The sequence below is a fragment of the Streptomyces sp. NEAU-174 genome, assembly GCF_052665095.1.
In genome coordinates this window covers 29437-53467 of sequence record NZ_JBQTCE010000010.1, presented here as the reverse complement: position 1 = coordinate 53467, position 24031 = coordinate 29437, and the positions used below count along the sequence as shown (strand labels likewise).

Here is a 24031-nt window from a genome sequence, read left to right as displayed (position 1 = left end):
AGGCGCCTCTTCTCCGGAGACGTCCCGTTGGCGCCGTCCACCTGCGCTCGGCGCGCCGGTCGCGTCGCAGGCTGGAACGCTGCGGGCTACTGAGCGATGCACGGCGAAACCGCAAGAAGCGAAGAACACCTGTGCACGGTCACGAGCCGACGACGGTCCCCTTGCGCTCGTGGATGGGGACCTTGTTGTAAGCCAGACGGCGGTGGTGGTCGATGGGCGCAGGGACTTCCCGTGGCATGATCTGCGTCATCCTAATAGTATAATGAGATAACTATATTTTTTGGGAGGGCTCGCACCGCCCGACGATGAGGGGAGACATCGTGACGAAGGCGACCGTTGACTGGGAGTTCCCCAGTGACCCGACTGTCGTGGCCGACGTGCGCCATGTGGTCGCCCGGCAGCTCACCGCCTGGGGACTCGACGATTTCGCCTTCACCACGGAACTCATCGTCAGTGAGCTGGCCACCAACGCCATCCGTTACGCCGGCGGCCCGTTCAGCGTACGGCTCATCCGCGACGAGGTACTCGTCTGCGAGGTCTCCGACCGGGGCAACGCCCAGCCCCGGCTGCGTCGGGCCCGCACCACCGACGAAGGGGGCCGCGGCCTGTTCCTGGTCGCCCAACTCGCCAGCCGCTGGGGCAGCCGGTACCGGCAATCCGGGAAGACCGTCTGGGCCGAACAGTCCCTCACACTCCCCACGGGATGGAGCACCGCGCCGCCGCGGGGATCCAGCGCGGGGCGATGACTTTGCGAGCGGTGCACGGTTGGCGCCACTGTCGTCGCGTTCCGAAGCAGACATGACCGCAATGCCCCGCCTCCCCCGCTACAACGTCTTATCGAAGCGGTCCTGAGCAATGAACCCCATGGGGGCGGCGGAACGCAGCCACCGCGCACCAGTCCGTCCAGCTGCGGCAAGGCCACTGCCCAACGCTTGGGGACCAACCTCGTCGATGAGCTGACCCCACCGGGTACATGGCCTACGGGCGGTGTCAGTTCTTCGTGTCGGAGCGTGGGGCGCATCGGGAGATCAGCGCCACGGCGTGTTCGATCTGTGCGTCGGTGAGGTCGCCGTGTGCGGTGATGCGTAGCCGGGAGATGCGGTCGGGCACGGATGGTGGGCGGAAGCAGCCCACTGCGACTCCCGCCTCCCGGCAGGCCGCGGGCCAGACCACGGCTGCCTCCGGGGAGGGCGCGTGGACCGGTACCACGGCCGCGTCCGGCGTGCTCGCTTCCAGCCCGGCGGCCGCCAGGCCCGTCGACAGCCGCCGGGCCACCTCCCGGGCTCGTGTGGCGCGCTCCGGCTCCTCGTGCAACAGCCGCAGCGCGCCCAGGGCCGCTCCTACGCTCGCCGGGGTGAGCCCGGTGTCGAAGATGAAGGTGCGGGCCGTCTCCGCGAGGCGCCGGATGACCCTGCGCGGCAAAGTACCGCCCCGCCCTGCGATCCCGGGGACTTCGACAGGGCCACTGTCGCCGGTGCCCCGGCCAGACCCACTGCCACCAGGGTCCGGCCCCCACCGTGCTCGGCGAGCGCGCTTCGCACCGCGCCCGGCTCGCGGGCGGCACCTGGGCGGCCTTCGCCCGCGACAGTCGGCAGTCGTCGATGAGGGAGGCGTGGTTGTAGGCGTCGCACACGATGAGCGGGCCCGGCCCGGCCAGTGCGGTCAGCGCCGCCAGGTTGGCCGTGTACCCGGAGGGGAAGACCAGCACGGCCCCGGCTCCGCAGAATCCGGCAAGCTCCTCCTCGAATTTGGTGTGCAGCGCGGTGGTGCCGGTGACCAGGTGGGAACCGGTGGCCTGCGCCCCAGCGCAGCACCGCGTCGGCAGCCGCCCGCACCACCCGGGGGTGGCGGACCAGACCCAGGTAGTCGTTGCCGGCGTGGGCTGTGGCCACGCTGTGGCGCGGGAGGCGAGCATGGCTGAGGCATGGGTGGAGGAGGTACTGCGGCGCGAGCCCCCGGTGACCACCTGGCGTCCGTCACTGCCCGGCCGAGCGAACTGGACGGTACTCAACTCCCCACAGGTGAACAGCCGTTATTGATGCTGATGGGCAGCGGATACGATCCCAGAGGTCTTCGCCCATCCGGAGCGGATGTGCCACACCGGCCGAACATCCGCCACCACCTTGCCTTCGGCGCTGGCCGTCACCGCTGGCCGGGCGCGTCCTTGGCCCGCACCGAAGCGGCCGTGGCGCTGCGGACAGCCGCCCGCCGCCTGCCGGGCATACGGCTCAAGGTCGGGGTGGAGGAGCCACCAATGCTCGGCCTGCTGTCCTTCCCGGTTCCCCTCCGGGTGGTAGTGGAATGGCCAGGCGATGCCACTACCACTGCCGCACCTGTCAGGTCTCGGAGCTTGTGACCTCGGGTGCGGTGACTGTTCACCACTTGATGCTGCATCAGCGCGTACTTGAAGAGCTGGGTGGGGTGAGCCTTTCGGAGGGCGCCCAGCTGCACGCACAAGCCAGCAGGGGATGACGTGGGCGGTGATGCGTGCCTGAGCCATTGGTGGGCGGGCCGCAGAGGCCTGGATTCGATGCGGAGTCGGCTGGCGGGGGCAGCAGTTCAGGCCGGGCTTGTCGGCGATCCTTCCGCACAGTTCGCCGCGCTTGGAGTCGCTGGGCCGTCGGTGTCTGCGCTCACATTCTTGAGATGGGCGACAGATGACTGCGCCTGTGCTGGCTGACTCCGGGTTGTGGCAGGTCACGAACCGGTCGATCAGAGCGCAGTTATCACCATGGCGCGCGATCAGCGTTCCTGCACCGACCAGGAAGTGTGACCTTCATCACTGCGTCACGGAGACTGCAACAATTATCTAACTTGGTGATATGAAACAAACATCAACCCTCGCGACAGAGTGACGCTGATCCCGAGAGGACAGCCCAACATGGTCAAGCCGAACGTGTCAGGATCGCCCGGCGGCGCCGAACGCGTTATCGACTCAGTGCGGCGGTCGATCGCGCATGCTGAGTCCGAGTACGTCGTGCCGTTCTCCGTGCCGACTGTGATGGACACGGTGTCGACGTCGGCCGAACTTGAGTGGTCCGACTGCTTGGCGTGGGTGGCGCCCATCAGCTCGGAGATGACCTCGATCCGACTGGAAGCATCACACGGCCACGCTCAGGCGCAGCGTAATGAGCTACTTTTGGCCTACTTGGATGCGGTGAGAGCTGGCGATGGCGACCGCGTCATGAGTCTCTTCGGCCAGATAGATTATGTCGGTTCGGCAGTGAGGGCGTAATTCAGTGGTGATCGCCCCGGACTGGCAGTCCTGAACAACCTGACTGAACTGCGAAACCATATTGCGTTCGCGTTTTCCGAGGGCTTGTGGTGGATATACCGCTTCACTAACTTTGGGTGACCAACGAGTGGCCTAGTGACCAGGAAGGGGAAGTGTCAATGGCAACATATGGCGACGTGCAGGTGAATCGACTTGCCGACGCTCTTGGGGCAGAGGTGACGGGTGTCGACTGGTCGAACGGCGTCGACGCGGAGACGGTCGCGGAACTGCGGCAGGCGTGGCTGGAGCATCACGTGCTCGTGTTCCGTCACCAGCAACTCTCGCCCGATCGATTGCGCACCTTCGGCCGGGCCTTCGGCGAACTCGAACAAGTGAAGACTTACGGCGGGCTCGACGGTTACCCGGAGATCATGCCGCTGATTAAGGAACCGAGTGATCAGCTGAACGTCGGCGAGGGCTGGCACATTGATTCGACCTATCGGCAGTGTCCTCCCGCAGGAGCCGCACTTTACGCGATCGATGTGCCCCCGAAGGGGGGCGATACCCTGTTCTCGAACATGTACCTGGCGTATAACACCCTCTCGGCAGGGATGCGGCGCCTAGCCGACGGTCTTCATGTCGTGCATGCCAACGGTTACCTGGGCGATGTCGCGGCTCGGAACGAGCGGCAGGCGCAGCAGTCGATGAAGTTGCGCAGTGAGGTGAAGACTGAGACGGCGCGGCACCCGCTCGTCCGCACACACCCGGAGACGAAGCGCAAGAGCCTGTACGTGAACAAGCTGCTGGCCGACGGCGGAATGATCGCCAACCTCCTCGACATGAGTGCGGAGGAAAGCGCACCGCTCGTGCAGTATCTTTGTGAGCACGCCGCCCGCGATGAATTCACCTGGCGTGTCAAGTGGGAGCCAAGAATGCTCGTGCTGTACGATAATCGCTGTCTGCAGCACAACGCCCCGAACGACTACGACGGCTTTCGTCGAGAAATGTGGCGACTTTCGCTTGCCGGTGACGTACCTTTCTGACCGGTCGCGAAAGCAGCAGTCGCTGGGGTTCCCCCTAACCACTGGCCTGGCCAACGCCGTGATCGTCGATCGGTGTGGGCAATGGATGTTGCGATCGGGCGTTGGCGATGCCTTGGTGCGGTCGGTGGGCGTTTCTGCCATGAACGGCTGATCCTGAGCTGTCGTGGATGTCAATCCCCCTGGAGCCTTCGTAGCCCACGTATCCATCACCATATATTGCCATGTGGGCAAGGGACGTAGTTGGTGGGATCGAAAGTATGCTCAAGCTCCAGGAGATTCCTGAACTGCCCTGGCGATTCCCTGACTTCAAGCCACACGGGCCGGACGGGCCACCGGGTGAGCCAACCTGCCATTCGCTCAACCTATGTATGCCAGGTGCGGTCGGATACGTCCCCTCTGTGGCGCATCTCGCATTGACTCTCGCTGAGCCGCAGGTAGAGGAGGCATGCCTTTTTAAGGTTGCCATTGGGCTCGTCGCTGCTCCGGGATAGGCAGTAGGCGAGGCCCTCGTAGGGGCAGTCGTCTAGGAGCCTCCAGTATCGATTGAGGTAGAATTCTTCGAACTGCCGGACGTGGACTCTGCGACCTTCAAGATTGTGATGCAGCACGGTGCCAACGGCCAGGAGTACTGTGACTATGCGATTAGTGTTGCGAGCATGACGCACCTGCTTCGCACTTGTTGCCACCAGTGTCTCCTTCTATTCTCTCCGCCTCGACGCGGTTTCGCGACCCGCCACTGGGGTTTCGGCTCGGGGCGATGATGCTCTCGCTGGTGTGAGTATCTCGGTTTTCAGTGGTGCCCCGGTGGGGATGCGTTGACCGCGAAGCAGCGGGCTCATCGGGAGGCACGCGCGTTTCCAGGTGGCCGAGTCATTCACACAAGGGGTGGCTGAACCACCTGCGCCACCCAGGCTGCTGTGCCGTTCATTCGCCGCGAGTAGCGCCTAGATTCTGGGCCCTTCGCCATTAGGCCGCTGTGCTTCGCCGACAGGTCGTGCGGCCGCGGCTCTCATGGGCCGATCGTGTGGTGTTCTCCGCTCTCCCGCGGCACTTGCCGTCTGCCTTCCGCCGTCACCGGCTGGTCGCTCCGGGCACTCTGCTGACATGGCACCGCCGTCCGGTGCGCTGGAAGTGGCGCCAGGCACCGGGCGGGGCCTGGCGACTGCTGCTGCCAGAAGGGCCAGTCGCGCTCATCCAGCGCCTGGCGAGAGACAATCCGACCTGGGGATATGCCAGGATGCAAGGCGAGACGTGTACCGTCGCCACCCACGACCCCCCCGCCTGTGGTTGTCGTACGCCTGCTGCCCGTCTTGGGCGCCGTTCCACTGACCGCGCTGTGCGTCACAGGCGCGCTGACCGAGGCGGGGTCCTTCCCCGGGTGTGCCCGGCCCGCCGGGATCGCTGTCGCTCCGGCCCTCGTCTTGCGCCGTCTCCGCCACGGCCATCGTGGCCGCGGCGGTGGGCACCACGGCCCTGTTGCGGCTATGTGGGATTGCCCGGCCCTGGCACGGAAACCGAGCAGCTTTTGATCAGCCAATGACCGGGATATGAGCAAACACTGCTGTCACCATGGCCCCATAAGGTGACAACCTCGCCCACCCAGCCCCCGCACGAACTTGCCCCGCCATCGTGCCAGCACAGCCCATGTGCCCATCGCTGCTCAGGAGGCCCCATGCCTCTCGCCACCTACCGTTCGCGCGAGCTCTCCCGGAGAGATCCTGCGCGATGCGCAGATCACTTACGCCCCGCACGGGCAGCTCGCTCCCGACCGGTGCAATGTCGTCTTGTGCCCCACCTTCTTCGGCGGCGACCACACCGGTTACGACTGGCTCATTGGCAGCGGGCGGCTGCTGGATACCGACCGCTACTGCGTCGTCGTGTCAGAGCTGTTCGGCAATGGCTACCGTGGCTCCCCGAGCAACCATCCGAGCGGCTCGAGGTTCCCGGCGATTTCGTCCCGGGACAATGTCGTCGCCCAGCACCAGTTGGTCACTGAGGAGTTGGGCGCCGTCGAGCTGGTGATGAAGGCGTTGGGCCACGGGTTCGGTTTGGTCCCGGCTGGCGCGTTGGGTGTCGCCACCGCAGTGGAGGAGGCGCCTTCAACGGCGAAGGCTCGCCGCCAAGATCGAGGTTCAGCAACGATCGGGCCCTGCTGAAGCGAAACGAGTCCGCCCCCCGGTGCACTTTTACAGTCCTCGCACGGTTGGTGATATGTGTTTATACAACGCCTGGGGTCGTACATACCCCAGGCGGCGCACTCGAGTACGAACCACGAGCACGGTCACTATCAGTGAGAACTACACCGTCTCGGACTTACAGCGGCTTTCGGCGACAGGCGGTCGTGATGCGATCGTCGCGGGGGCGCGGCGGATCAGCGGCGCCGAGGCCGTCAGCACGGTCCTGCGCTTTGCTGCGCCTCTACGGGGCAGCGGTCTCGTGGAGGAGGATGGAGTTGCACTGTTTGTGGAGAACTCTCCGGAGGCGCTGCTGCTCCACCTGGTCGTGCATTTCGCAGGCTGTCGGCTGGCCTTCGTACTGCCGGAGCCGGGCAACGGTGAACTCGAAGCGTTAATCCAGCGCGCGGACGTCAAGATGCTGCTGTTCGATCTGGTCTTGGAGGAGCGGCCCCATCGGGTTGCTGGCCGGATCGATATTCCGCTCCGCGAGGCTGCCCATGGTCGCTACATCGCGACGCTTTTATATACGGGCGGCATGACTGGACTACCCAAGTTGGGCGTCCACCGCAGCGGCTACTACGGCAGATACGTGCACGCTTCGAGCGCGTTCGCCGACAGCGTGTCGGCTGATCTTGCATTGCTGATATGCACGCTCGCGGCACATACCAGCGGATACTCTGCTTTCCTGATGGGCGGGCTGAGCGGCCACACCATCGTGCTCTTGAGGACGTCCGATGCCGGCACGGCCCTGTCTGTGATGTACAGCGGGCGTGTCACCAGGATGATGGTGATGACGCCCATGCTGTGCGAGCTGCTCGATCATCCGGACTGCCTACCCAGTCGTTTTCCCGCTTTGACGACGCTCCACTACACCGGTGCAGCCGCTTCCCCTGCACGTCTGAGGCGAGGAATCGAAGTGGAGCTGCGTGACGACGACGGCGAGCCGGTGCCGGTGGGGCAACTCGGCGAGCTCTACGTGCGCCGCCGTACGGTCATGGAGGGTTACTGGAACGACCCGGAACGTAACGCCGAGGTACGGGACATCATCGTGACAGGCGGCACAGCCGACAATGTCTATTTCCGTCTTCTCGACGACTTCCTCACCGCCCAGCCTGCCATCTACGAGCGGAGCTGCCACCAATGTAATTGTAGAAATGCTTTCGAGCGTGACTTCACGTTGACAACGTGGCTTCTCGCTCCGCGCTCCCGGCTTTGGAAAAGGACCTCTGCCACGTATGCCGGGAGCTGACCAGCGACCAGTCGGGAAAGAGTATCGCCATGCTTGTACCTCACATACCGGAAATCTCGCCGTTACCTGCTCGAGCAACTGGCCCTCGTGCCGCGCAGGCAACCGATCCTTCTCCGCCGTTACAGCTCCTCGGACGTATGTCGATTCGGACCGAGGGGCGGGAGGTGCCCGTCGGCCCACCGCTGCGCAGGCTGCTGCTCGCCCTGCTGGTCAGCAAGCTGGGCCAGGTGGCCCCCACTGAGGTGCTGATCGAGGAACTGTGGCCGGGCGAGTCTCCGAAGAAGCCCGTCGCGACGTTGCAGAGCCACATCTCCCATCTTCGCGGGGTGCTCGACCCGTTGGCCGGCCGGGACACGCCCTCTGTCCTGCGCCACCAGGCACCCGGGTACGTGCTCCTGCTCCCGCCGTCGAAGGTCGACGTCCACTGCTTCGAGCAGCTGGTCGACGCTGGGCATCTGGCACTGAGGCGGGGGGACGCGGTCGCCGCGTGCGCGACCCTCACCGATGCGCTGGCCCTGTGGCAGGGCCCTCCCTACCTGGGGTTCGACACCAGCCCGTCGCTCGCTGACGAGTCCGCTCGGATGGAGCAGCTCCGTCTCACCGCCCTGGAATACCGGGCCGAGGCGCGCCTTTACGTCGGCGACGCCGAGCAGGTGGTGACCGAGCTGGACGGGGAGGTGCGCCGCCATCCCATGCGCGAGCGCCTGGTGGGCCATCTGATGACCGCGCTGTTCGCCCTGGGACGGCAGGCCGAGGCGCTGGCGGTCTACGACCGTACGCGCGACCACCTCGTCGAAGAACTCGGTGTGGAGACCAGCGGCGAACTCCAGCAGATCCACGTGGCGATCCTCCGCCAGGAACTGAACGTCGGGACGGCCGAACCGCAGCGGGGCGACGAGAGCCCCGCCGCCCCGGCCACCGCCGTGCGGACGGGCCAGCCCGAGCAGGGGGCCGGCCACTCCCCCCTACGCGAAGGCAGTGAGTCCGACCGGCCGACGCACCCCTCGTCCTTCGTAGGCCGCGCCTGTGAACTCGGCCGCCTGGTGAACGAGGCGGCTGGCGTCCATACCGGCCACGAACATGTGAGCTGTGTGGTCGGCCCCCTCGGCATCGGCAAGACGCATCTGCTCACGGAGTTCGCCGCGCGCATGACAACAGACCACCAGGATGTGGAGGTCGTCCAGGTGCACGCTCTTCCCGACCAGGGGGTTCCGCCCCTCTGGTTGTGGACCCAGGTGCTCCGGCGGCTGTCGACGACCCGGTCCGCCGCGTTCCGCGAGGCGGTGACGCCTCCTTTCGAGGCTCTGATCGCTCCGCTGCTGACCTGCGCCGGACAGCAGAGCGGACCCGACCGGGCCCGGACCCGGTTCCTGAGGAACGACGCCGTGTGCGAGGTGCTGCGGACACTGGCCGCGCAGCGGCCGCTGGTGTTATGCGTGGACGATCTGCACTTCGCCGACGACGCTTCCCTGGAGCTACTCGAAATGCTCGCTCGGCGACGATACGGCTGGCGGATCGGCCTCATCGTCGCCGCCTGGGACTGGAAGGTCACAGTCGACGACCGGCTGTGCCGGACAATCGCCGAGATGCTCCGGGGCCCCCGGGCGGGTGTGCTGAGACTGACCGAGCTGCCCCGGCACTCGATCGCTGCCCTGGTACGGGCGCGGCTCGGCCCGGCCGCAGAGGCGGAGCACATTGAATCCGTGTACCGGCAGAGTCAGGGAAACCCCTACCTCGCCCATCGCTCACTGATGTCGTGCGCCTTCCTGCGCACCTCGGGGGATCGGCTCAAGGGCGCGTACTGCTTACAGGACAGGACGAGACTGCTGGAGAGTTTGCGTCTGCTGTTCGCCCGGATACCGGAGCGCGGCAGGCGGGTCGTCCATCTGTGCGCGGTGCTCGGCAGTCAGGTGGACCTCTCCCTGTTGCGCCGCGCCGCAACTGGCGAGCCGGTCGACGCGGTGCTGGACCAGCTGCTCCGGGAAGGCCTGCTGCGCGAGGACCAGCACAGCCTGGGCCGGGTCCACTTCGTCTCCGAGCCCGTCCGGGAGGCGCTGGTCGAGACACTCACGCCCGAGGAGCGGCAGCGGATCCGGGAGCGGATCGCCGCCGCGCTCCCGGCGGCCGAGCAGGGACGGGCGCGGGTTGCCGAGATGTCCCCCGAACACCTGCACCAGCCGCAGAAGAGCGCCTGACGCTGGCGTCCATGCCCGCGTGGTCACACGGAGCCCGCTGGCGCCGGAGCAGCGGCCCCGCTGATCTTCTTCACCATGGAAAGAAGGGACCGGCCGCCCACCTCCTCGCACTCCAGCGGGGATTCCCGGCCGAGCAGGTAGCGGATGCTGTCGGCCCACCGCACCGGCTGCACGAGCTGGTTACCAAGGTTCCGGACGAATTCGCCCCGCACATGCGGGAGGCCGGTCACATTGGCGATCACCGGCGTATGCGGGGCGTTGAAGGTGAAGTTCTCCAGGTATTCCTCGAACTCGACGCGCGCCGGGTCCATGTACCGGGAGTGGAACGGCCCGCCGACACGCAGCGGGACGAAGCGCACGCCCCGCCGCGTGAGCGCCTCGTGCGCGACCCGCAGGTCCGGGATGGGACCCGAGATGACGAGCTGGGTGTCGGAGTTGAGGCCCGCCAGATCGACCGTCGCGATCCCCTCCTGCCGGAACATGTCGAGGAGTTCGTGTTCCGGCAGTCCCAGTACGGCCGTCATGCCTCCGTCGGAGGCCGCCGCCATGAGTTCGCCGCGCTTCTTGACCAGCCTGAGCCCGGTCCGGAAGTCCAAGACTCCGGCGGCCAGCAGGGCGTTGTACTCGCCGAGGCTGTGCCCGAGGTAGTAGTCGGCGCTGCGCTCCTCGCGGTGTTCCCTCTCGAACGTGTGCAGGGCGTTGACGACGAAGAGGGCCGGCTGAGTGCATTCCGTTCGCGCCAGGATGTCGTCGGGGTTGTCCCGGCAGATCGCGGCGAGGTCGTATCCCAAGAGGTCGCAGGCGAATTCCGTGAGTGCGGGATAGCGGTCGAAAACATCCGAACCCATACCCCGGAACTGAGCCCCTTGTCCGGGGAAGAGAACTGCAAACGGCATGGTGTCTCCCTGAACGGAAAATGGGCGGCGAACACGTGTTCAGCGGCCGAGGGCGGCTTCGCCGAGGACGTCGAACAGCAGCAGCGCGCTGTGCAACTGAAGGCGGTCCTGCTGGAGAGGGCGGCCCAGGAGGCGCTCGGCCTTCCTGACCCGGTAAGCGACGCTGCTCTTGGCGATGTGCAGCCGGCGGGCGACGGCGGACATGCTGCGTTCCATGTCCAGATAGCACTTGACGGTGGCTCTCAGGTCGGACATGCCGTCGGCGGCCAGCGGACCCAGTTCGCGGCGGACGAACTCGGCGCTGAGGTCGGGCCGGGAGCGCAGCAGAACGGCCAGCTCCAGTTCGGCGTAGTCGTACGGTGACGTCCGGCCCCCGGTGCCGCCCTCAGCCGCGCGGATGATCTCGGCCGTCTCCTCGGCCTGCCGGTGGCTCGTCCGGAAGCCCTCGACCCCCTGGCCCGGCAGGCCCGCCGCGATGTGCACCCCCGGGGGCGCCGCGGCGGCCTGCCGATGCGGTCCGTCGGCGGGGCGCAGCTGACGGATCGGCAGGGGGTGTCCGCGGGTTCGCGAGCCCCACGCCCACAGCGACGACACCCCGACGGGGACGGTCAGCAGCGAGGAGCACCCGGCACTGCGCAGCAGGGCCGTCGCGGCGGCGGACAGGTCGGCCGTGCCACGGGTTTCCCAGTCGTCGCGCCAGACGACGAGCGCGAGATGGCTGCGGCTGATGTCGTAGCCGAGCCGCAGGAACGCCTGCGGCGCGTCGATGTCGGCGCCGTCGAGGATGTCGAGGACGAGTTCCTGATGGTGGGCTGCGGCGCTGCCGTACCAGCCTCGTCGCTCGTTCTCGGCCTGCTCGGCCAGGGTCAGGAGGATGTGCTGCACCTCGGTCACCAGCGCCTCGGACAACGTGCGGGTGACGTCCGCGGCCTCCGCCGGGCCGAGCAGGTCTCGGCACGACCGGAACAACTCATGTACCAGACGGTCCAGGTGGCTCTTCAGGCTGTGGAACGTCCCGTCGACGGGAAGACCGCGACGAGTGAGCTCGCGGACGGAGACGCCGACGATCTCCGGGATGTCGTCGGCGGCGTATCCGGCCAGACTGGTGAGGATGTACAGCGCCAGCGCCTCCGCGCTGCGCGCCGTCAGATCGTCGGGGATCGTTGACAGCGCCGGGGCACCGGCCGGTGCGGTCATCAGGGCAGCCACCTCCACCGCCCAGCCGACGGCCCCGTCGCCGATCAGCAGCCGGGCCTCACGGAGCGTGGCCTCGTCGCTCACCGCTGCCCGGAGCGCGGCGGCGTTGCGGGGCCGCAGCTGGAGGATCCACGGCTGGTCAGGGTCCAGCGGCTCGTCGCCTGGGGGGCACGCCGGGCGGGTCGTCCTGCGGTGGGTGTTGCCGACGGGGCGACCGCCGCGGTACGGCAGTGGAGGCGCGCCGGTCGTCCGGGGGCCGGTCGGCTCGGTCAGGGCATGGAGGCGATCGCGCGGACCGCTCAGCTGTGTCATAGGCGCTCGTCCTCGTTCGTGGGGGGAGGGACTTCGGCGGTCTCGCGGCCCGGCTTCAGCAGGCCGAGCCGGAGCAGGTCGGTGACGTACTTGCGGACGACGTCGGCCGACAGGTGGGGGACGTCCTTGCCGGGGCCGATCCCGGCGTCCCGCACGGCGGCGTGGAACCGCTCGGCGGACAGTGCCGGTCCGAAGGCGTTCTCCTCGGGCCGCGTAAAGGCGTGCAGCAGCGGCAGCAGCGAATGCCGACGCTGCTTCTGCGGCAGGGCGCGCAGGGCGGCCGTGAACCGGGTGAGCCACGCGTCGTGGTCGTCGATCCGCCGGATCGGGTGGCCGGCCTCGGTCAGCCAGTCGACGAAGGTGTCCAGCGAGACGCCGTCGTCGTGCGGGTTCACCGCGTGGAACGTCCGGTGGCCCTCGGTGATCCGCGCGCCCAGCACGGTGACGGCCTCGGCGCTGAAGTCGACCGGCAGACCGTCGAGGCGCGCGCGGGCGCCGCCCCGGTCGAACGAGCCCGGCGCGACACCGGTGGCGGCCAGGCTGAGCAGGAGCCGGGTGAACAGGTCGGGCACGTTGACCTGGCCGGCGTACCTGGTGTGCGCGAGGAGGATGCCGGACCGGAAGACCCCGACTGGCAGACCGCAGCGATCGTGCGCCTGGCGCAGCAGAACCTCGCCCGCCCACTTGCTGGTCGCGTACCCGTCGGCGTACCCCTCACCAACGCGCCGCGTCGGGACGGCGGCACGGATGTCGGCGTCCTCGTCGAGCGGCAGGGCGCCGGGCTGGACGGCGACGGTCGAGACGTAGGTGACTGGCTTGATCCGGGTGGTGAGGGCCAGCCGGATCACCTCGGCCGTGCCGACGACGTTGGGGCCGAACAGCTGGCCGTAGGGCAGGACGTGATTGACCAGGGCGCCCGCGTGGACGACGAGGTCCACGGTGTCGGTCAGCCGGTGCCAGGTGTCCTCGTCCAGGCCCAGGCGCGGTTCGCCGAGGTCCCCCGCGAGCACCTCCAGCGTGGTGCTGGCCGATTCCCGGTAGCGGCGCAGCAGTTCGGCGTCGCCGCTGTCGAACGCCTCCTCCAGCCGACGCGCTGCCGTGACCGCGTCCTCGCCACGGACGACGCAGATCAGCCTGCCACCCGAAGGCGCGAGGCGCTCCAGCCACTCCAGGCACAGGAACCGGCCCAGATAGCCGTTGGCCCCGGTCAGGAGGACGGTCCGTACGTCGCCGGCGGGGCGGGGCAGTGCGGGGGCGGCGAGTGTCGGGGCGTCGATGAACTTCTCCAGGGTGAGATCACCGGCCCGGACCTCGGTGCTCTCCTCGCCGTGCACGGAGGCGAACGTCGGCCGCCGCGCCCCGGACCGGCGTTCCGTCTCGATGTACCGCGCCACCCTCGCCAGGTCGTTCGCCGGGCTGATGACCACCCCGACCGGGACCTCGACGTCGAAGATCTCCTCAAGCAGTCGGGAGAAGGACAGCGCGGACAGGGAGTCCCCGCCCAGGTCGGTGAAGCGCGCGCCGGCGCTCGGGCCGCCGTCCGAGCGGTTCAGCAGCGCCTGTGCGGCCCTGCCGACCGTCTCCGCGACAGGCCGGTCCGCGCCGGTCCTCCGCAGTTCGCGCAGCCGCCGGTCCTGTCCCTCGGCGAGGTCGCGGTACAGCTCTTCGAGGGCGGCGCCGTAACGCTCCTTCAGCCGGGGGCGCAGGACCTTGTGGCTCTCGGTGTACAGACCGTTCTCGGGGCTGAAGGGTTCGGTCTCGATGAGGAAGTCGCGCGGGATCTCGTACGGGTTGAGTCCGGCGTCCCGGGCGACGTGCTGGAGCGACTCGGCGAGCGACGCCTTGAGCGACGCGATGTCGTCGCCGTATCGGGTCAGCGCGTCCGGGGTGGGGACCACCACCGCGAGCAGGTACGCGCGTTCGCTGTTGCCGTACACGTAGATCTGGCGGATGAGCGGACTGGCGAGGAAGACGGTCTCCAGGCGGGAGACGGCCACGAATTCGCCCTGGGAGAGCTTCAGGGTGTCCTTGGTGCGGTCGATGTGGACGAGTCGGTCCGGGCCGGTCTCGGCGAAGACGTCGCCGGTGCGGTAGTAGCCGTCCGCGTCGAAGAGTTCGGCGGTCAGCTCCGGGCGTTTGTAGTAGCCGGGGACGAGGGTCGCCGACTTGAGCAGCAACTCCCCGCGCGGATACGGGAGGTCGGTGCCGTAGTAGCCGAGTTCCGGGACGTCCACCAGCTTGTAGTCGAGCACCGGCGGACGCTGCACCACAGCGTCCAGCAGGACCCCGCCCGCCTCGGTGGAGCCGTAGCCGGTGTACAGGTGGATGCCGAGGCAGGACTCGACGAAGGCCGCCAGCTCGGCGGAGAGCGGGGCGGTGCCGACGAACGCCTTGGCGACCCGCCCGCCCAGGACGTTCTCCCGCAGGTCTTTCTTGACCGCCGCCTCGACGTCACCCGGCTCGCCGGCCCGCCGGTCTAGTTCGCCGCAGTACCGTTGGAACAGCATGTCGCAGATGCGCGGAACCATGGTCAGTTCCGTGGGCCGGACCAGCGCGATGTCCTCGAACAGGGTGGACAGGTCGCTCCGGGCGGTGAAGTAGCCGGTGCCGCCCCGCACGAGCGAGCCCATCAGCGCGTAGCGGCCGGCGAGGTGGCTATGCGGCATGTACAAGACGCTGACGGGGAGTGTGTCAGCCGATCCGTAGCTGAACCCGTACCAGGCGGTGCCGACCAGGCGTTGGGTGTACATCGCCCCCTTGGGGGCGCCTGTGCTGCCGGACGTGTAGATGAGCAGGGACAGCGGGTCGTCGCCGGGCTCGGCGGTGAACAGGGGTGGTGGGGGTAGCTTTCCGCCCAGCTCGGTCACTTCCGCGAGCGTCTCGACGATCACCGGGCTGCCGGCCTCGGCCAGTCGCTGCCGGGCTCGGGCGGCGGCGTCCTCGGATTGGTGGCCGAACAGGGCCAGGCGTCGGACCGACGCCGACCTGGTCACCAGGGTGACGGCGGTGTCCAGGTGTTCGGCGCTCGTCGCGAGGACGCGGGGTTCGGTCTCCGCGACGATCGTCCGTAACTGGTCCGGGCGTGCGCTGTGTTGGAGGGGTACGGGGACGACGCCGCTGTGGATGGCCGCGAGGTCGAGCGTCGCGTGGTCGATGCTCGGGAAGCCGAGGGTGCAGAACCGGTCCCCGGGGGACAGCGGGTACTCCGGGTTGTGCCAGCGGGCCGTGACCGCGCGGATGCGGGCCCACAGCTCGCGGTAGGTCACGGTGTCGAAGCGGGGGAGTAGTTCTCCCGTCTCCGGGTTCCGGGCTCGTTCGCCGAGGGCGGGGCGGTCTCCGTGACGTTCCATGACGGCCGCCATGACCTCGGCGAGCGCCTGGCCCGGGTCGACGGAGGCCAGGGCCTCGGCGAGTCCCCTGCCCGGGTCGGGTGCGGGGGGCGCGTCCGGTGGTTCGGACATGGTCAGCTCTCCTGCTGCTGTGTCGGTGGGTGGGCGGGGTGTGGTGCGGTGCCCGGCGTGGTGCGGGGTACGGCGTTCACCAGGTCACCGGCAGTGCCGCCACGCCCCGGACGAGGCGTTCCGTCCGCCAGGACAACTGGTCGGCAGGTACGGCGAGTTGGAGGCCGCGGAGACGCTGGGTGAGGATCTCCAGGACGACGCGTAGCTCAAGACGGGCCAACTGGGCACCCAGGCAGTGGTGCAGGCCATGACCGAAGGTGACGTGCTGGACGCGCTCCCGGTGGAAGTCGATCTCGTCGGGCCGCTCGAACACCTCCGGGTCGTGGTTGGCCATCCCCAGCTCGGCCACCACCGCTTCCCCGGCGCGGACGAGCTGTCCGCTCAGCTCCACGTCCTCGGTCGCGATCCGGGTGAAGCCGGCGGTCGCGCTGTTCGGGATGAACCGCAGGAGTTCCTCGACGGCCTTGGGGACGAGCGCGGGTTCGGCGCCCAGCTGCTCCCACAGGCCGGGCCGGGTCAGCAACGTGTAGACGAAGTTGCCGATCTGGTTGGCGGTCGCCTCCTGCCCGGCGGAGAGCAGGCTGACGCCGAGGCCGATCAGCTCCTCCTCCGCGAGCGGCCCCTCGTCGTCGGCCTCGTTCTCGGCGACCAGCTCGCTGAGCAGGTCGTCGGTGGGGGTGACCCGGCGCTGCGCGATCAGACCGGCGAGGTACTCTTCGAGCCGGGCGCGGGCGCGCGCGGCCTCCTCGGGGTCGGCCAGCATCAGCAGGCCGTCCACCCACTCCCCGAACCGCTCCCGGTCGGCGAACGGCACGCCGAGCATCTCGCAGATCACCGTGATCGGTAGCGGCCAGGTCAGGGCCGTCGTCAGATCGGCCCGCGCCCCCTTCGCGACCATCGCGTCGAGGAGTTCGTGCACGATCTCCTCGACGCGCGGGCGCAGCGCCTTCAGGCGGTGGATCGAGAACGCGTTTGTCACCCGGCGCCGCAGCCGGGTGTGGTCCGGCGGGTCCATGCTGAGCATCGAGGTGCGGGGCAGCCCGACCGCGACCGTGCGGGGCACGTGATCGCCCACGGCGGCGGCCCGGCTGAAGCGGGGGTCGGACAGCACCGTCCGGACGTCCGCGTGCCGGGTGATCAGCCAGCCGTCGCCGCCGAAGGGCAGGCGTACGCGCAGCACGGGCTGCTCGCCGCACAGCTCCTTCAGCGTCGGGTCCAGGTCGAGCCGGGTGATCGGGCCGAACGGGTAGGACCGGGGCCTGTCCTCAGTCGCCGTCATCGTGTCGATCCCTCTCAGTTCGTCGAAGTACGTGACTGTCCGCGTCCGATGGACCCGGTCACCAGGTGACCGGCAGCGATTCCACGCCGCGGATCAGGCGGTCGGGCCGCCAGGGCACCTGGTCGGCCGGGACGGCGAGACGCAGTCCGGGCAGCCGGTTGACCAGGGCTTCTAGCATCGTGTGCTGCACCATCCGGGCCAGTTGCGCGCCGATGCAGAAGTGCGCGCCGTAGCCGAAGGTGAGGTGCGGGTTGCTCGGCCGGTGGAAGTCGAGCCGGTCAGGGTGGTCGAACACGTCGGGATCCCGGTTGGCCATCGTGTAGTCGATGGCCACGGCCTGCCCGGCGCGCACGGTCCGCCCGGTCAGCTCCACGTCCTCCAGCGCGACCCGGGTGAAGCCCGCCGCGGACGTGCTGCTCGGGACGAACCGGGACAGCTCCTCAACTGCGTCGGGGATCAGACCCGGGTTCGCGACGAGTTCCCGCCAGTGGTCGGGGTGGGTCAGCAGGACGTAGACGAAGTTGCCGAGCTGGCTGGCGGTCGCCTCGTAGCCGGCGGACAGCAGGCTGTCCGCGACGCTCACCAGTTCCTTGTCGTCGAGGTCGTTCTCGCTGTCGCTGAGGGCGACCAGTTCGCTGATCAGGTCGTCGACGGGGGCGGCGCGGCGCTGGGCGATCAGACCGGCGAGGTAGCCGTCGAGCGAGGCACGGGCCCGCATCGCCTGCTCCGGATCGGTAAGGATCAGCAGGCTGTTCACCCACGCGGTGAACTCGTCGCGGTCGGCGACGGGCACGCCGAGCAGCTCGCTCATCATCGTGATCGGCAGCTGCCAGGTCAGCGCCTTCGTCAGATCGACGGGCGGACCCGCCTCGAACACGGCGTCGAGCAGACCGTCCACGATCTCCTGGGCGCGCGGGCTCAGCTCCTGGATCCGCCGTGTGTTGAACGCCTTGGCGGCCGGCCGGCGCAGTCGGCTGTGCTGCGGTGGGTCCATGCTCAGCATGGTCGTGGTGGCCAGCGGGAAGGCAATCGCGCGGGGCACGTCCTCGTCGGAGGCGGCGGCGCGGCTGAACCGGGGGTCGCCGAGCACCGTCTTGACGTCCGCGTGCCGCGCGGCCAGCCACGCCTCGCCCGTTCCGCCGTACGGCAACCGCACCAGCGGCACCGGCTGTTCGCGGACCAGCTCGGTCAGCTCCGGGTCCACGTCGAGACCCTCGGAGGGTGCGCACGTGTGGGCGCGTATCGCGTCGTTCCCGCCGTACGGGCAGCCGGACGCCGGTGCCCTGTCGCCGGTCACAGCGCCGCCGCCTGACCACCGTCGATGGCAAGGACAGTGCCGGAGATGAACGAGGCACGGGGGGAGACCAGGAAGCCGACCGCCTCGGCGATGTCCTGCGCCTGGCCGATCCGCCCGAGCGGGATGTCGCTGACCCAGTCGTCCGAGTCGGAGTCGATCTCCACCTCGATGCCGAGCTGCTCGCTCATCTGAAGGAGCGCCTCATCCGCGCCCGGCGTCGCCACCCGGCCCGGGGAGACGGCGACGACCCGGATGCCGTCCGCCGCGAGCTGGACCGCGAGTCCCTTGTTGTAGATGTCGAGCGCGGCCTTGGCGGCGGCGTAGTGCAGGAGCAGCGGGTGGGGGGAGATCGTGGCGAACGACGAGAGGTGCACGATGACACCGCCGCCGCTCTCCCGCAGGGCCGGCACCAGCGCGGAGTTGAGGCGCACGGCGGACAGGAAGTTGACGTCCATCGAGTACTGCCAGCCGTCCTCCAGGTCCAGCGCGCTCGGGAAGGAGGCGACGCCGCCCGCGTTGTTGACGACGATGTCCACGCCGCCGAGGGTTTTGAGGGCGGTGTCCGCGAACGCGCGCACCCCGTCCGGCGTGCTGAGGTCAGCGCTCACGAAAGTGGCCCCGGCCGGGGTGTCCTCGGTTTGCTTGCGGGCGCCGGTGACGACGGTGGCGCCGGCGCCGAGAAGGCGCTGCGCGATGGCGGCGCCGATGCCGCGGCTGCCGCCGGTGACGACGGTCCGCTTGCCCGCCAACTCGGTCGAGATCGGTGCGACGGAGAGGTTATCGGTCATTTCTCTGACTCCGTTCCCTGTGTGTTTCGGTGTTGTCAGGTAATGAGATTCGATACGGCGGATTCGCGGTCCGGCTGCGGATCCGGCTTTGTCTTGGGGCGGCTGAAACGCCGGACCATGGGCTTTTCGACGAGGTGGTAGAGGCCCATCGAGAGGACCATGGTGATCACGATGGTGAGGAAGATGTTCAGCAGCCTCGTCGGCACGGAATCGGTCACCACACCGGTGGCGTGGATGAGGTCGACCGGGCCATACAGGATGACGAGGTAGTGCACCATGTAGATGGCGAACGATATTTCACCGAGATAGACCATGATCCGGCCACTGAAAGGCGTTCGCTGGGCGCGGGTATCGGCGGTGGCCGCCGCGCTGAGCAACAGGGCGATGGCGAGCATGGTCAGCCCGGAACGCAGGTGGAAGACGTTGGGCAGGTAGGACTGGATGAATATGAAGGCGATCGCCAGGACGGACGTCGGCAGCAGTCCGACGCGAATCCACTTCCCGGTGATCACGATGCGCGCCGTCAGAATGCCGAGTACGAATTCGAGCATCCTCAGCGGCGGGAGCTGGTACGTGAACCAGCTCTGCCACTCCGAGGACGTCGGGTCCCACGCCGTGTACGGCCCCGTCGGCAGCAGATGGGAGACGAACGGGACGGCGGTACTGGCCGCGAGGACACCTCCCGCCCACCACCACAGCCGTTCCGGGCGGATACGCGCGATCCAGTGGATCAGCCAGGGGAAGCAGAGGTAGAACAGCAGCTCGCAGCCGAGGCTCCAGCTCACCGAGTTGCTGCCGCGGAACCCGCCGTGCGGATCCAGGAGCGGAATCCAGGGCTCGACCAGGAACAGCGCCGGAAAGGTGTTGATCGCCACGATCGGAACACCGACGGCGATCATCGCGATCCGGGCCGCCACAAACGTCACCAGATGGTTCGGGTAAAGCTTCACCAGGCGTCGGCGCCAGAAAAGCCACGCGGTGTCGTTCGGGTCGGCGACCCAGGTGAGAATGAAACCGCTGAGCACGAAGAAGAACGTCACGCCGACTGGCCCGAGGGTCGTGATCACCCGGAAGGGCGGGTCGGGGGCGAACCTTCCCGTGATCTGGCTGACCAGGTGGGAGATCATCACGGCGAAAGCTGCTACGAATCGCATTCCGGTCAGTGACGGCAATCGGCTCGGGAGAGCCGGTGGTTCCGTTTTTCTCATGCCAGTTTCCTTCAGCTTTTATGGGCTGTTGTCTGGTTCGGTCACCAGACGACCGGCATACGGCGCAGCACGGTGGAGAGCGTGACCTGCAATTCGATCCGGGCCAGTTTGCGCGCCGATGCGGTGGTGCGGGCCGAAGCCGAACGGCAGGTGCGTACGGGCCTGTTGGGTGAGCTCGACGGTGTCCGTCGTCGAAGACCCACTCGTCCGACTGTGTCCGGCGCGGCCCGCAGCGCGGCCAGGCGGCCGGGGATCTACAGCAGGACCAGCATGCTCAGCGCGATCATGTGGGCCGTCGTCTCGTGACCGGAGATCAGCAGCATCACGCCGATGTTGACGAGTTCCTCGACGGGCGGCGACCGGTCGGTCCCGGCACCGCGCGCCATGAGCCGACTCAGCAGGTCGTCCCGCGGCCGGGCGAGCCGCTGCCCGATGACCTCGTGGAGGCAGTCCTTCATCCGGGCGAGGGCCTCGTCGCCGGCGGCCTTGTCGGTTCTGAGGCTGCTCAGCGTCTCGCTGCCGTGCTGGAGCGTCTTGTGGTGGTCGTGGGGATGCCGAGCATCTCGCAGGTCACCCGCGTCGGAATCGGAGAGGCGAGGTCGCGCACCAGGTCGGCGCCCGACCCGGCGAGCATGAACTCGCCGATGAGCAGCCGCCGAAGCCGCGCGTGCTCCTCGCCGTCGAGCTGGATCATCCAGTCCGGCACCGGGTCCTGCGGGTCGTAGTACGGGAGGACGTGCGCGTCGCCGGCGACGCGGGAGCCGAGGCACGGGTCCGCGAGCACCTCCCGGATGTCGTCGTACCGGCTGACCAGCCACGCGTCCATCCCGGCCGGGCGGCGGACCATGGAGAGGGGGGCTTGGGCACGCAGCCGGGTGTAGGTCTCGTCGGGGTCGAAGGGGCAGGAGTCCGGGCGGGTGGCGGACAGGTCCGGTAGCGCCGGGGGGTGGGGGATCTCCTCGATGCCGTTGTTCTCCATGGCGAATGCCTGTTTCTCCGTATGTCCGTGGTGCGTCGTGCGGGCGGGATGTCGTGCAGCGGTGACGTGGTGTCAGGACAAGGACTGGAGGACGGACGGGTCGTAGGGGACGGCCCGTGACAGCTCGCCGCGCAGGGCCAGGGCCGCCCAGTCCGGGTTGGCCAGCAGCGAGCGGCCCACGGCGACGAGGTCGAACTCGTCGCGCTCCAGACGGGCGATCAGCTCGTCGATGCCGGTCACCCCGGACGGCCCGGTGAAGCCGGAGGCGAAGTCGCCCTCGCCGTATTGCTGCTCCATGCCGACCGAGCCGACCGTCACGGTGGGCCTGCCGGTGAGCTTGCGCGCCCAGCCGGCCAGGTTGAGGCCGCTGCCCTCGAACTCGGGCTGCCAGTAGCGGCGCGTGGAGCCGTGGAACACGTCGACACCGGCGTCGGCCAGCGGCTCCAGCAACCCCGCCAGCTCGTCCGGGCTCTGTGCGGTGCAGGCCTCGTACTGGCCCACCTTCCACTGGGACAGCCGGAAGAACACCGGGAACCCGGGACGGACGGCCGCGCGGACGGCCCGCACGACCTCGGCGCCGAAGCGGGCGCGGGAGGCCGGGTCGCCGCCGTAGCGGTCAGTGCGTCGGTTGGTGACGCTCCACAGGAAGTTGTCGATCAGGTAGCCGTGCGCGCCGTGCACTTCCACGCCGTCGAACCCGAGCCGTTCGGCGGTCGCGGCTGCCTCGGCGAACGCGGCCACCGTGTCGTCGATGTCCTGCTGGGTCATCGCCCGGCCCAGTTCGGCGCCGTCCAAGCCGATCCCGGACGGAACGTCGGCGGGCGGTTCGGGCGTGAGGCGGGCGGCGCCGCTGTGCCACAGCTGCGGGATGATCCGGCCGCCGGACGCGTGTACCCGGTTCACCACGTGGGACCATCCGGCCAGGGACTGCTCGCCGTAGAAGTGGGGGACATTGTCGTACGCACCCGCGGCCGGGCGGTCCACGTACGTCCCCTCGGTGATGATCAGCCCGACTTGGTGGGCCGCGCGGCGGGCGTAGTACTCGGCAGCGTCCGGGCCCGGGACGCCGCCCGGGGACGCCGTCCTGGTCATCGGTGCCATCACGATCCGGTTGGGGACCGTGAGGCCACCCACGGTGAACGGGTCATGCAGACCGGCCATGGGTCCCTTCCTCTCGTCGGAAGTACGGGGTCATTCGTGGTTACTGGAGCCACGGCTCGGTAGCGTTTCCGCCAGTGCCTTCGCCACGTCGGCGGCGTTGCCGCGCAGGCCGTACACCGGTGTTCCTGGCTGCTGGCGCCACGACTCGTCGAGGCTGCCCGCGTCGACGGTGTCGAAGCCGAGCTCGTCGATCAGGTCGCGTACGGTCCGCTTCGTCTTCGGGTCGTCGCCGGACACCGGCAGCGCCTGGCGGGCGGGGGCGCCCTGCGGGAGGGCCCGGTCCAGGAGGTCCTGGGCGTACGTGCCGTTGAACGCCTTGATCACGGGGTGGCCGAGTTGCCGCTCCGTCCAGCGGCTCTCCAGCAGTCCGTCCTCGATCTCGGCGATCCTGCCGTCGCGCTCGGGGTAGTAGTTGCCGGTGTCGATGACCGCGACGCCCGGCGTCGCGCCGTCCAGGAGACCCGGGAGCAGGCTGGGGACCACCCTCAGGGGGACGGCCACCATGACGACTTCCGCGCCGCGCGCCGCCTCCCACACGGGGACCGGGGTGGCGCCGGTCTCCTCCGCCAGCTCCGTGAGGGTGTGCGGGCCCCGGGAATTGGCCACGGAGACCTCGTGGCCCAGGGCGGCGAGGCGGCGGGTCAGGTTGCCGCCGATGTTTCCCGCGCCGATGATGCCGATCCTCATCGGTCAGTCCGTCGGCATCGAGTAGTGGTACTCCTCGATGCGGTCGATGAGGTCTCCCTCGAAACGGAAGTACACCAGGGCGTGGACCTGCTGGTGGGAGCCGTCGTTCAGGTGCAGGTGCAGGATGTGCTGCTGGAGGACCTCGTCCGGGTTCTCGAACTGGCGCTGGACCTCGTAGCGCAGCGACTTCAGGTTCGTGACGAAAGTGCCGAACTGTTCCATCCGCTCGGCCATCGGCTGTTCCACCGTGCTGTCGTTCTGCCAGACGACGGCCTTTTCCGTGCACCTCGCCTGGGCGCTGGAGAAGTCGTATTTCTCCAGGATCCGCAGGAATTCGTTGATCTTCTCGATCCTGTTCCGTGTCATGCCGACGCCTCGTTTCTCGTCGTGGAATGCCGCTCGTCCATGAATATTTGTGCGGTGGCCTCGTCGAAGGCGTTCGTGTCGTACTTGAGGAAGGCCTTGTAGGTTTCGCCGTCCCGGTAGAATTCCATGGACAGCGCGTACTCGCCGACGCGGCAGGCAGTTCGCGAACTGGCCCATCACGTCCGGGAACCGTGGGTAGTAGCGGGCGGCCGTCGTCAGGCCCAGGACCAGGACGCGCTGTCCGGTCAGGCGGTGCACCAGCCGTGCGTACGTCGCGAAGAACACGGTGGCGACACTGACCCGGTGTTCCCTCGCCCTCTCGGCGAGCGCGGTGATCAGGGCCGGGGGAGGGTCCTCGTCAGCACGGACACGCGGGGGAGGTAGGCCGGGTCGTACGAGCGGTCGTAGGGGAGGGGCAGGGGGGAGCGTACGGGACGCCGTCGCGATCATCGAAGCGCGCGCTCAGTACCGGCTGGATCTCCGTCTGCGCGCGGATCGCCCGTTCCAGGGCCGCCTCGTCGT

19 protein-coding genes and 2 pseudogenes are annotated in these 24031 nt (G+C 68.4%); 7 read left to right on the top strand and 14 right to left on the bottom strand.

What is annotated here, in order from left to right; translation table 11 throughout:
- Positions 1–329: 329 nt before the first annotated feature.
- A pseudogene (locus ACT2CW_RS27340) lies at positions 330–746 on the top strand (ATP-binding protein); the annotation flags it as partial.
- Between the two features lie 244 nt (positions 747–990).
- Here the strand turns inward: ACT2CW_RS27340 and ACT2CW_RS27335 are convergent.
- Positions 991–1877, bottom strand: a pseudogene (locus ACT2CW_RS27335) (aminotransferase class I/II-fold pyridoxal phosphate-dependent enzyme); the annotation flags it as partial.
- A 36-nt stretch (positions 1878–1913) separates the two neighbouring features.
- Here ACT2CW_RS27335 and ACT2CW_RS27330 point away from each other — a divergent pair.
- The 6 genes from ACT2CW_RS27330 to ACT2CW_RS27305 all read left to right on the top strand — a co-directional run bounded on the left by ACT2CW_RS27330 (position 1914) and on the right by ACT2CW_RS27305 (position 9878).
- The gene (locus ACT2CW_RS27330) at positions 1914–2039 is read left to right on the top strand and encodes a hypothetical protein (RefSeq protein ID WP_276616775.1); all 126 of its coding nucleotides are present in this window, start codon (positions 1914–1916) and stop codon (positions 2037–2039) included.
- An 842-nt stretch (positions 2040–2881) separates the two neighbouring features.
- Positions 2882–3235, top strand: coding sequence for a hypothetical protein (locus tag ACT2CW_RS27325; protein WP_138911593.1), 354 nt, complete (start codon positions 2882–2884; stop codon positions 3233–3235).
- 158 nt (positions 3236–3393) lie between these two features.
- The gene (locus ACT2CW_RS27320; RefSeq protein WP_138911594.1) at positions 3394–4257 is read left to right on the top strand and encodes a TauD/TfdA dioxygenase family protein; all 864 of its coding nucleotides are present in this window, start codon (positions 3394–3396) and stop codon (positions 4255–4257) included.
- A gap of 1784 nt (positions 4258–6041) precedes the next feature.
- Positions 6042–6413: a hypothetical protein gene (locus ACT2CW_RS27315; RefSeq protein WP_138911595.1), complete on the top strand. Its 372-nt coding sequence runs from the start codon at positions 6042–6044 to the stop codon at positions 6411–6413.
- Positions 6414–6468: 55 nt separating this feature from the next.
- The gene (locus tag ACT2CW_RS27310) at positions 6469–7683 is read left to right on the top strand and encodes an AMP-binding protein (protein WP_138911596.1); all 1215 of its coding nucleotides are present in this window, start codon (positions 6469–6471) and stop codon (positions 7681–7683) included.
- Between the two features lie 137 nt (positions 7684–7820).
- Positions 7821–9878 carry a BTAD domain-containing putative transcriptional regulator gene (locus ACT2CW_RS27305; RefSeq protein ID WP_171072372.1) on the top strand — a complete coding sequence of 686 codons (2058 nt, stop codon included), beginning with the start codon at positions 7821–7823 and terminating at the stop codon, positions 9876–9878.
- A gap of 23 nt (positions 9879–9901) precedes the next feature.
- Here ACT2CW_RS27305 and fabD read toward each other — a convergent pair whose 3' ends face one another.
- The 13 genes from fabD to ACT2CW_RS27240 all read right to left on the bottom strand — a co-directional run bounded on the left by fabD (position 9902) and on the right by ACT2CW_RS27240 (position 23637).
- Positions 9902–10774 carry an ACP S-malonyltransferase gene (gene fabD, locus ACT2CW_RS27300; RefSeq protein WP_138911598.1) on the bottom strand — a complete coding sequence of 291 codons (873 nt, stop codon included), beginning with the start codon at positions 10772–10774 and terminating at the stop codon, positions 9902–9904.
- A gap of 39 nt (positions 10775–10813) precedes the next feature.
- On the bottom strand, positions 10814–12283 hold the full coding sequence (locus tag ACT2CW_RS27295) for a PucR family transcriptional regulator (RefSeq protein WP_138911599.1): 1470 nt from the start codon (positions 12281–12283) through the stop codon (positions 10814–10816).
- Positions 12280–15744 (bottom strand): carboxylic acid reductase, encoded by a 3465-nt coding sequence (car, locus tag ACT2CW_RS27290; RefSeq protein ID WP_445518581.1) that lies wholly within the window; start codon positions 15742–15744, stop codon positions 12280–12282. The genes ACT2CW_RS27295 and car overlap by 4 nt, the downstream gene beginning before the upstream one ends.
- Before the next feature lie 76 nt (positions 15745–15820).
- Positions 15821–17023 carry a cytochrome P450 gene (locus ACT2CW_RS27285; RefSeq protein WP_138911601.1) on the bottom strand — a complete coding sequence of 401 codons (1203 nt, stop codon included), beginning with the start codon at positions 17021–17023 and terminating at the stop codon, positions 15821–15823.
- Positions 17024–17081: 58 nt separating this feature from the next.
- Entirely contained in the window at positions 17082–18320 is a 1239-nt protein-coding gene (locus ACT2CW_RS27280; RefSeq protein ID WP_240812578.1) for a cytochrome P450, read from the bottom strand.
- Positions 18317–19108 (bottom strand): oxidoreductase, encoded by a 792-nt coding sequence (locus ACT2CW_RS27275; protein WP_138911602.1) that lies wholly within the window; start codon positions 19106–19108, stop codon positions 18317–18319. Before ACT2CW_RS27275 ends, ACT2CW_RS27280 begins: the two co-directional genes overlap by 4 nt.
- 35 nt (positions 19109–19143) lie before the next feature.
- A complete protein-coding gene (locus ACT2CW_RS27270; protein ID WP_171072373.1) occupies positions 19144–20262 on the bottom strand; it encodes an acyltransferase family protein in 1119 nt (372 codons plus the stop codon).
- 308 nt (positions 20263–20570) lie between these two features.
- Positions 20571–20774, bottom strand: coding sequence for a hypothetical protein (locus ACT2CW_RS27265; RefSeq protein WP_138911604.1), 204 nt, complete (start codon positions 20772–20774; stop codon positions 20571–20573).
- Between the two features lie 47 nt (positions 20775–20821).
- Complete coding sequence (locus tag ACT2CW_RS27260) at positions 20822–21295, bottom strand: hypothetical protein (RefSeq protein ID WP_138911605.1); 474 nt, start codon at positions 21293–21295, stop codon at positions 20822–20824.
- A gap of 72 nt (positions 21296–21367) precedes the next feature.
- On the bottom strand, positions 21368–22456 hold the full coding sequence (locus tag ACT2CW_RS27255; protein WP_138911606.1) for an oxidoreductase: 1089 nt from the start codon (positions 22454–22456) through the stop codon (positions 21368–21370).
- 30 nt (positions 22457–22486) lie between these two features.
- Complete coding sequence (locus ACT2CW_RS27250; RefSeq protein ID WP_138911607.1) at positions 22487–23143, bottom strand: NADPH-dependent F420 reductase; 657 nt, start codon at positions 23141–23143, stop codon at positions 22487–22489.
- 3 nt (positions 23144–23146) lie between these two features.
- A complete protein-coding gene (locus ACT2CW_RS27245; protein WP_164429287.1) occupies positions 23147–23509 on the bottom strand; it encodes a nuclear transport factor 2 family protein in 363 nt (120 codons plus the stop codon).
- On the bottom strand, positions 23506–23637 hold the full coding sequence (locus ACT2CW_RS27240) for a hypothetical protein (protein WP_276616776.1): 132 nt from the start codon (positions 23635–23637) through the stop codon (positions 23506–23508). The genes ACT2CW_RS27245 and ACT2CW_RS27240 overlap by 4 nt, the downstream gene beginning before the upstream one ends.
- Between the last annotated feature and the right edge of the window lie 394 nt (positions 23638–24031).

Coding starts and splice junctions, on each gene's coding strand:
- ACT2CW_RS27330 (WP_276616775.1), top strand. CDS start 1,914: ATGGCTGAGGCATGGGTGGAGGAGGTACTGCGGCGCGAGCCCCCGGTG.
- ACT2CW_RS27325 (WP_138911593.1), top strand. CDS start 2,882: ATGGTCAAGCCGAACGTGTCAGGATCGCCCGGCGGCGCCGAACGCGTT.
- ACT2CW_RS27320 (WP_138911594.1), top strand. CDS start 3,394: ATGGCAACATATGGCGACGTGCAGGTGAATCGACTTGCCGACGCTCTT.
- ACT2CW_RS27310 (WP_138911596.1), top strand. CDS start 6,469: ATGTGTTTATACAACGCCTGGGGTCGTACATACCCCAGGCGGCGCACT.
- ACT2CW_RS27305 (WP_171072372.1), top strand. CDS start 7,821: ATGTCGATTCGGACCGAGGGGCGGGAGGTGCCCGTCGGCCCACCGCTG.
- fabD (WP_138911598.1), bottom strand. CDS start 10,774: ATGCCGTTTGCAGTTCTCTTCCCCGGACAAGGGGCTCAGTTCCGGGGT.
- ACT2CW_RS27295 (WP_138911599.1), bottom strand. CDS start 12,283: ATGACACAGCTGAGCGGTCCGCGCGATCGCCTCCATGCCCTGACCGAG.
- car (WP_445518581.1), bottom strand. CDS start 15,744: ATGTCCGAACCACCGGACGCGCCCCCCGCACCCGACCCGGGCAGGGGA.
- ACT2CW_RS27285 (WP_138911601.1), bottom strand. CDS start 17,023: ATGACGGCGACTGAGGACAGGCCCCGGTCCTACCCGTTCGGCCCGATC.
- ACT2CW_RS27275 (WP_138911602.1), bottom strand. CDS start 19,108: ATGACCGATAACCTCTCCGTCGCACCGATCTCGACCGAGTTGGCGGGC.
- ACT2CW_RS27270 (WP_171072373.1), bottom strand. CDS start 20,262: ATGCGATTCGTAGCAGCTTTCGCCGTGATGATCTCCCACCTGGTCAGC.
- ACT2CW_RS27265 (WP_138911604.1), bottom strand. CDS start 20,774: ATGAAGGACTGCCTCCACGAGGTCATCGGGCAGCGGCTCGCCCGGCCG.
- ACT2CW_RS27260 (WP_138911605.1), bottom strand. CDS start 21,295: ATGGAGAACAACGGCATCGAGGAGATCCCCCACCCCCCGGCGCTACCG.
- ACT2CW_RS27255 (WP_138911606.1), bottom strand. CDS start 22,456: ATGGCCGGTCTGCATGACCCGTTCACCGTGGGTGGCCTCACGGTCCCC.
- ACT2CW_RS27250 (WP_138911607.1), bottom strand. CDS start 23,143: ATGAGGATCGGCATCATCGGCGCGGGAAACATCGGCGGCAACCTGACC.
- ACT2CW_RS27245 (WP_164429287.1), bottom strand. CDS start 23,509: ATGACACGGAACAGGATCGAGAAGATCAACGAATTCCTGCGGATCCTG.
- ACT2CW_RS27240 (WP_276616776.1), bottom strand. CDS start 23,637: ATGGAATTCTACCGGGACGGCGAAACCTACAAGGCCTTCCTCAAGTAC.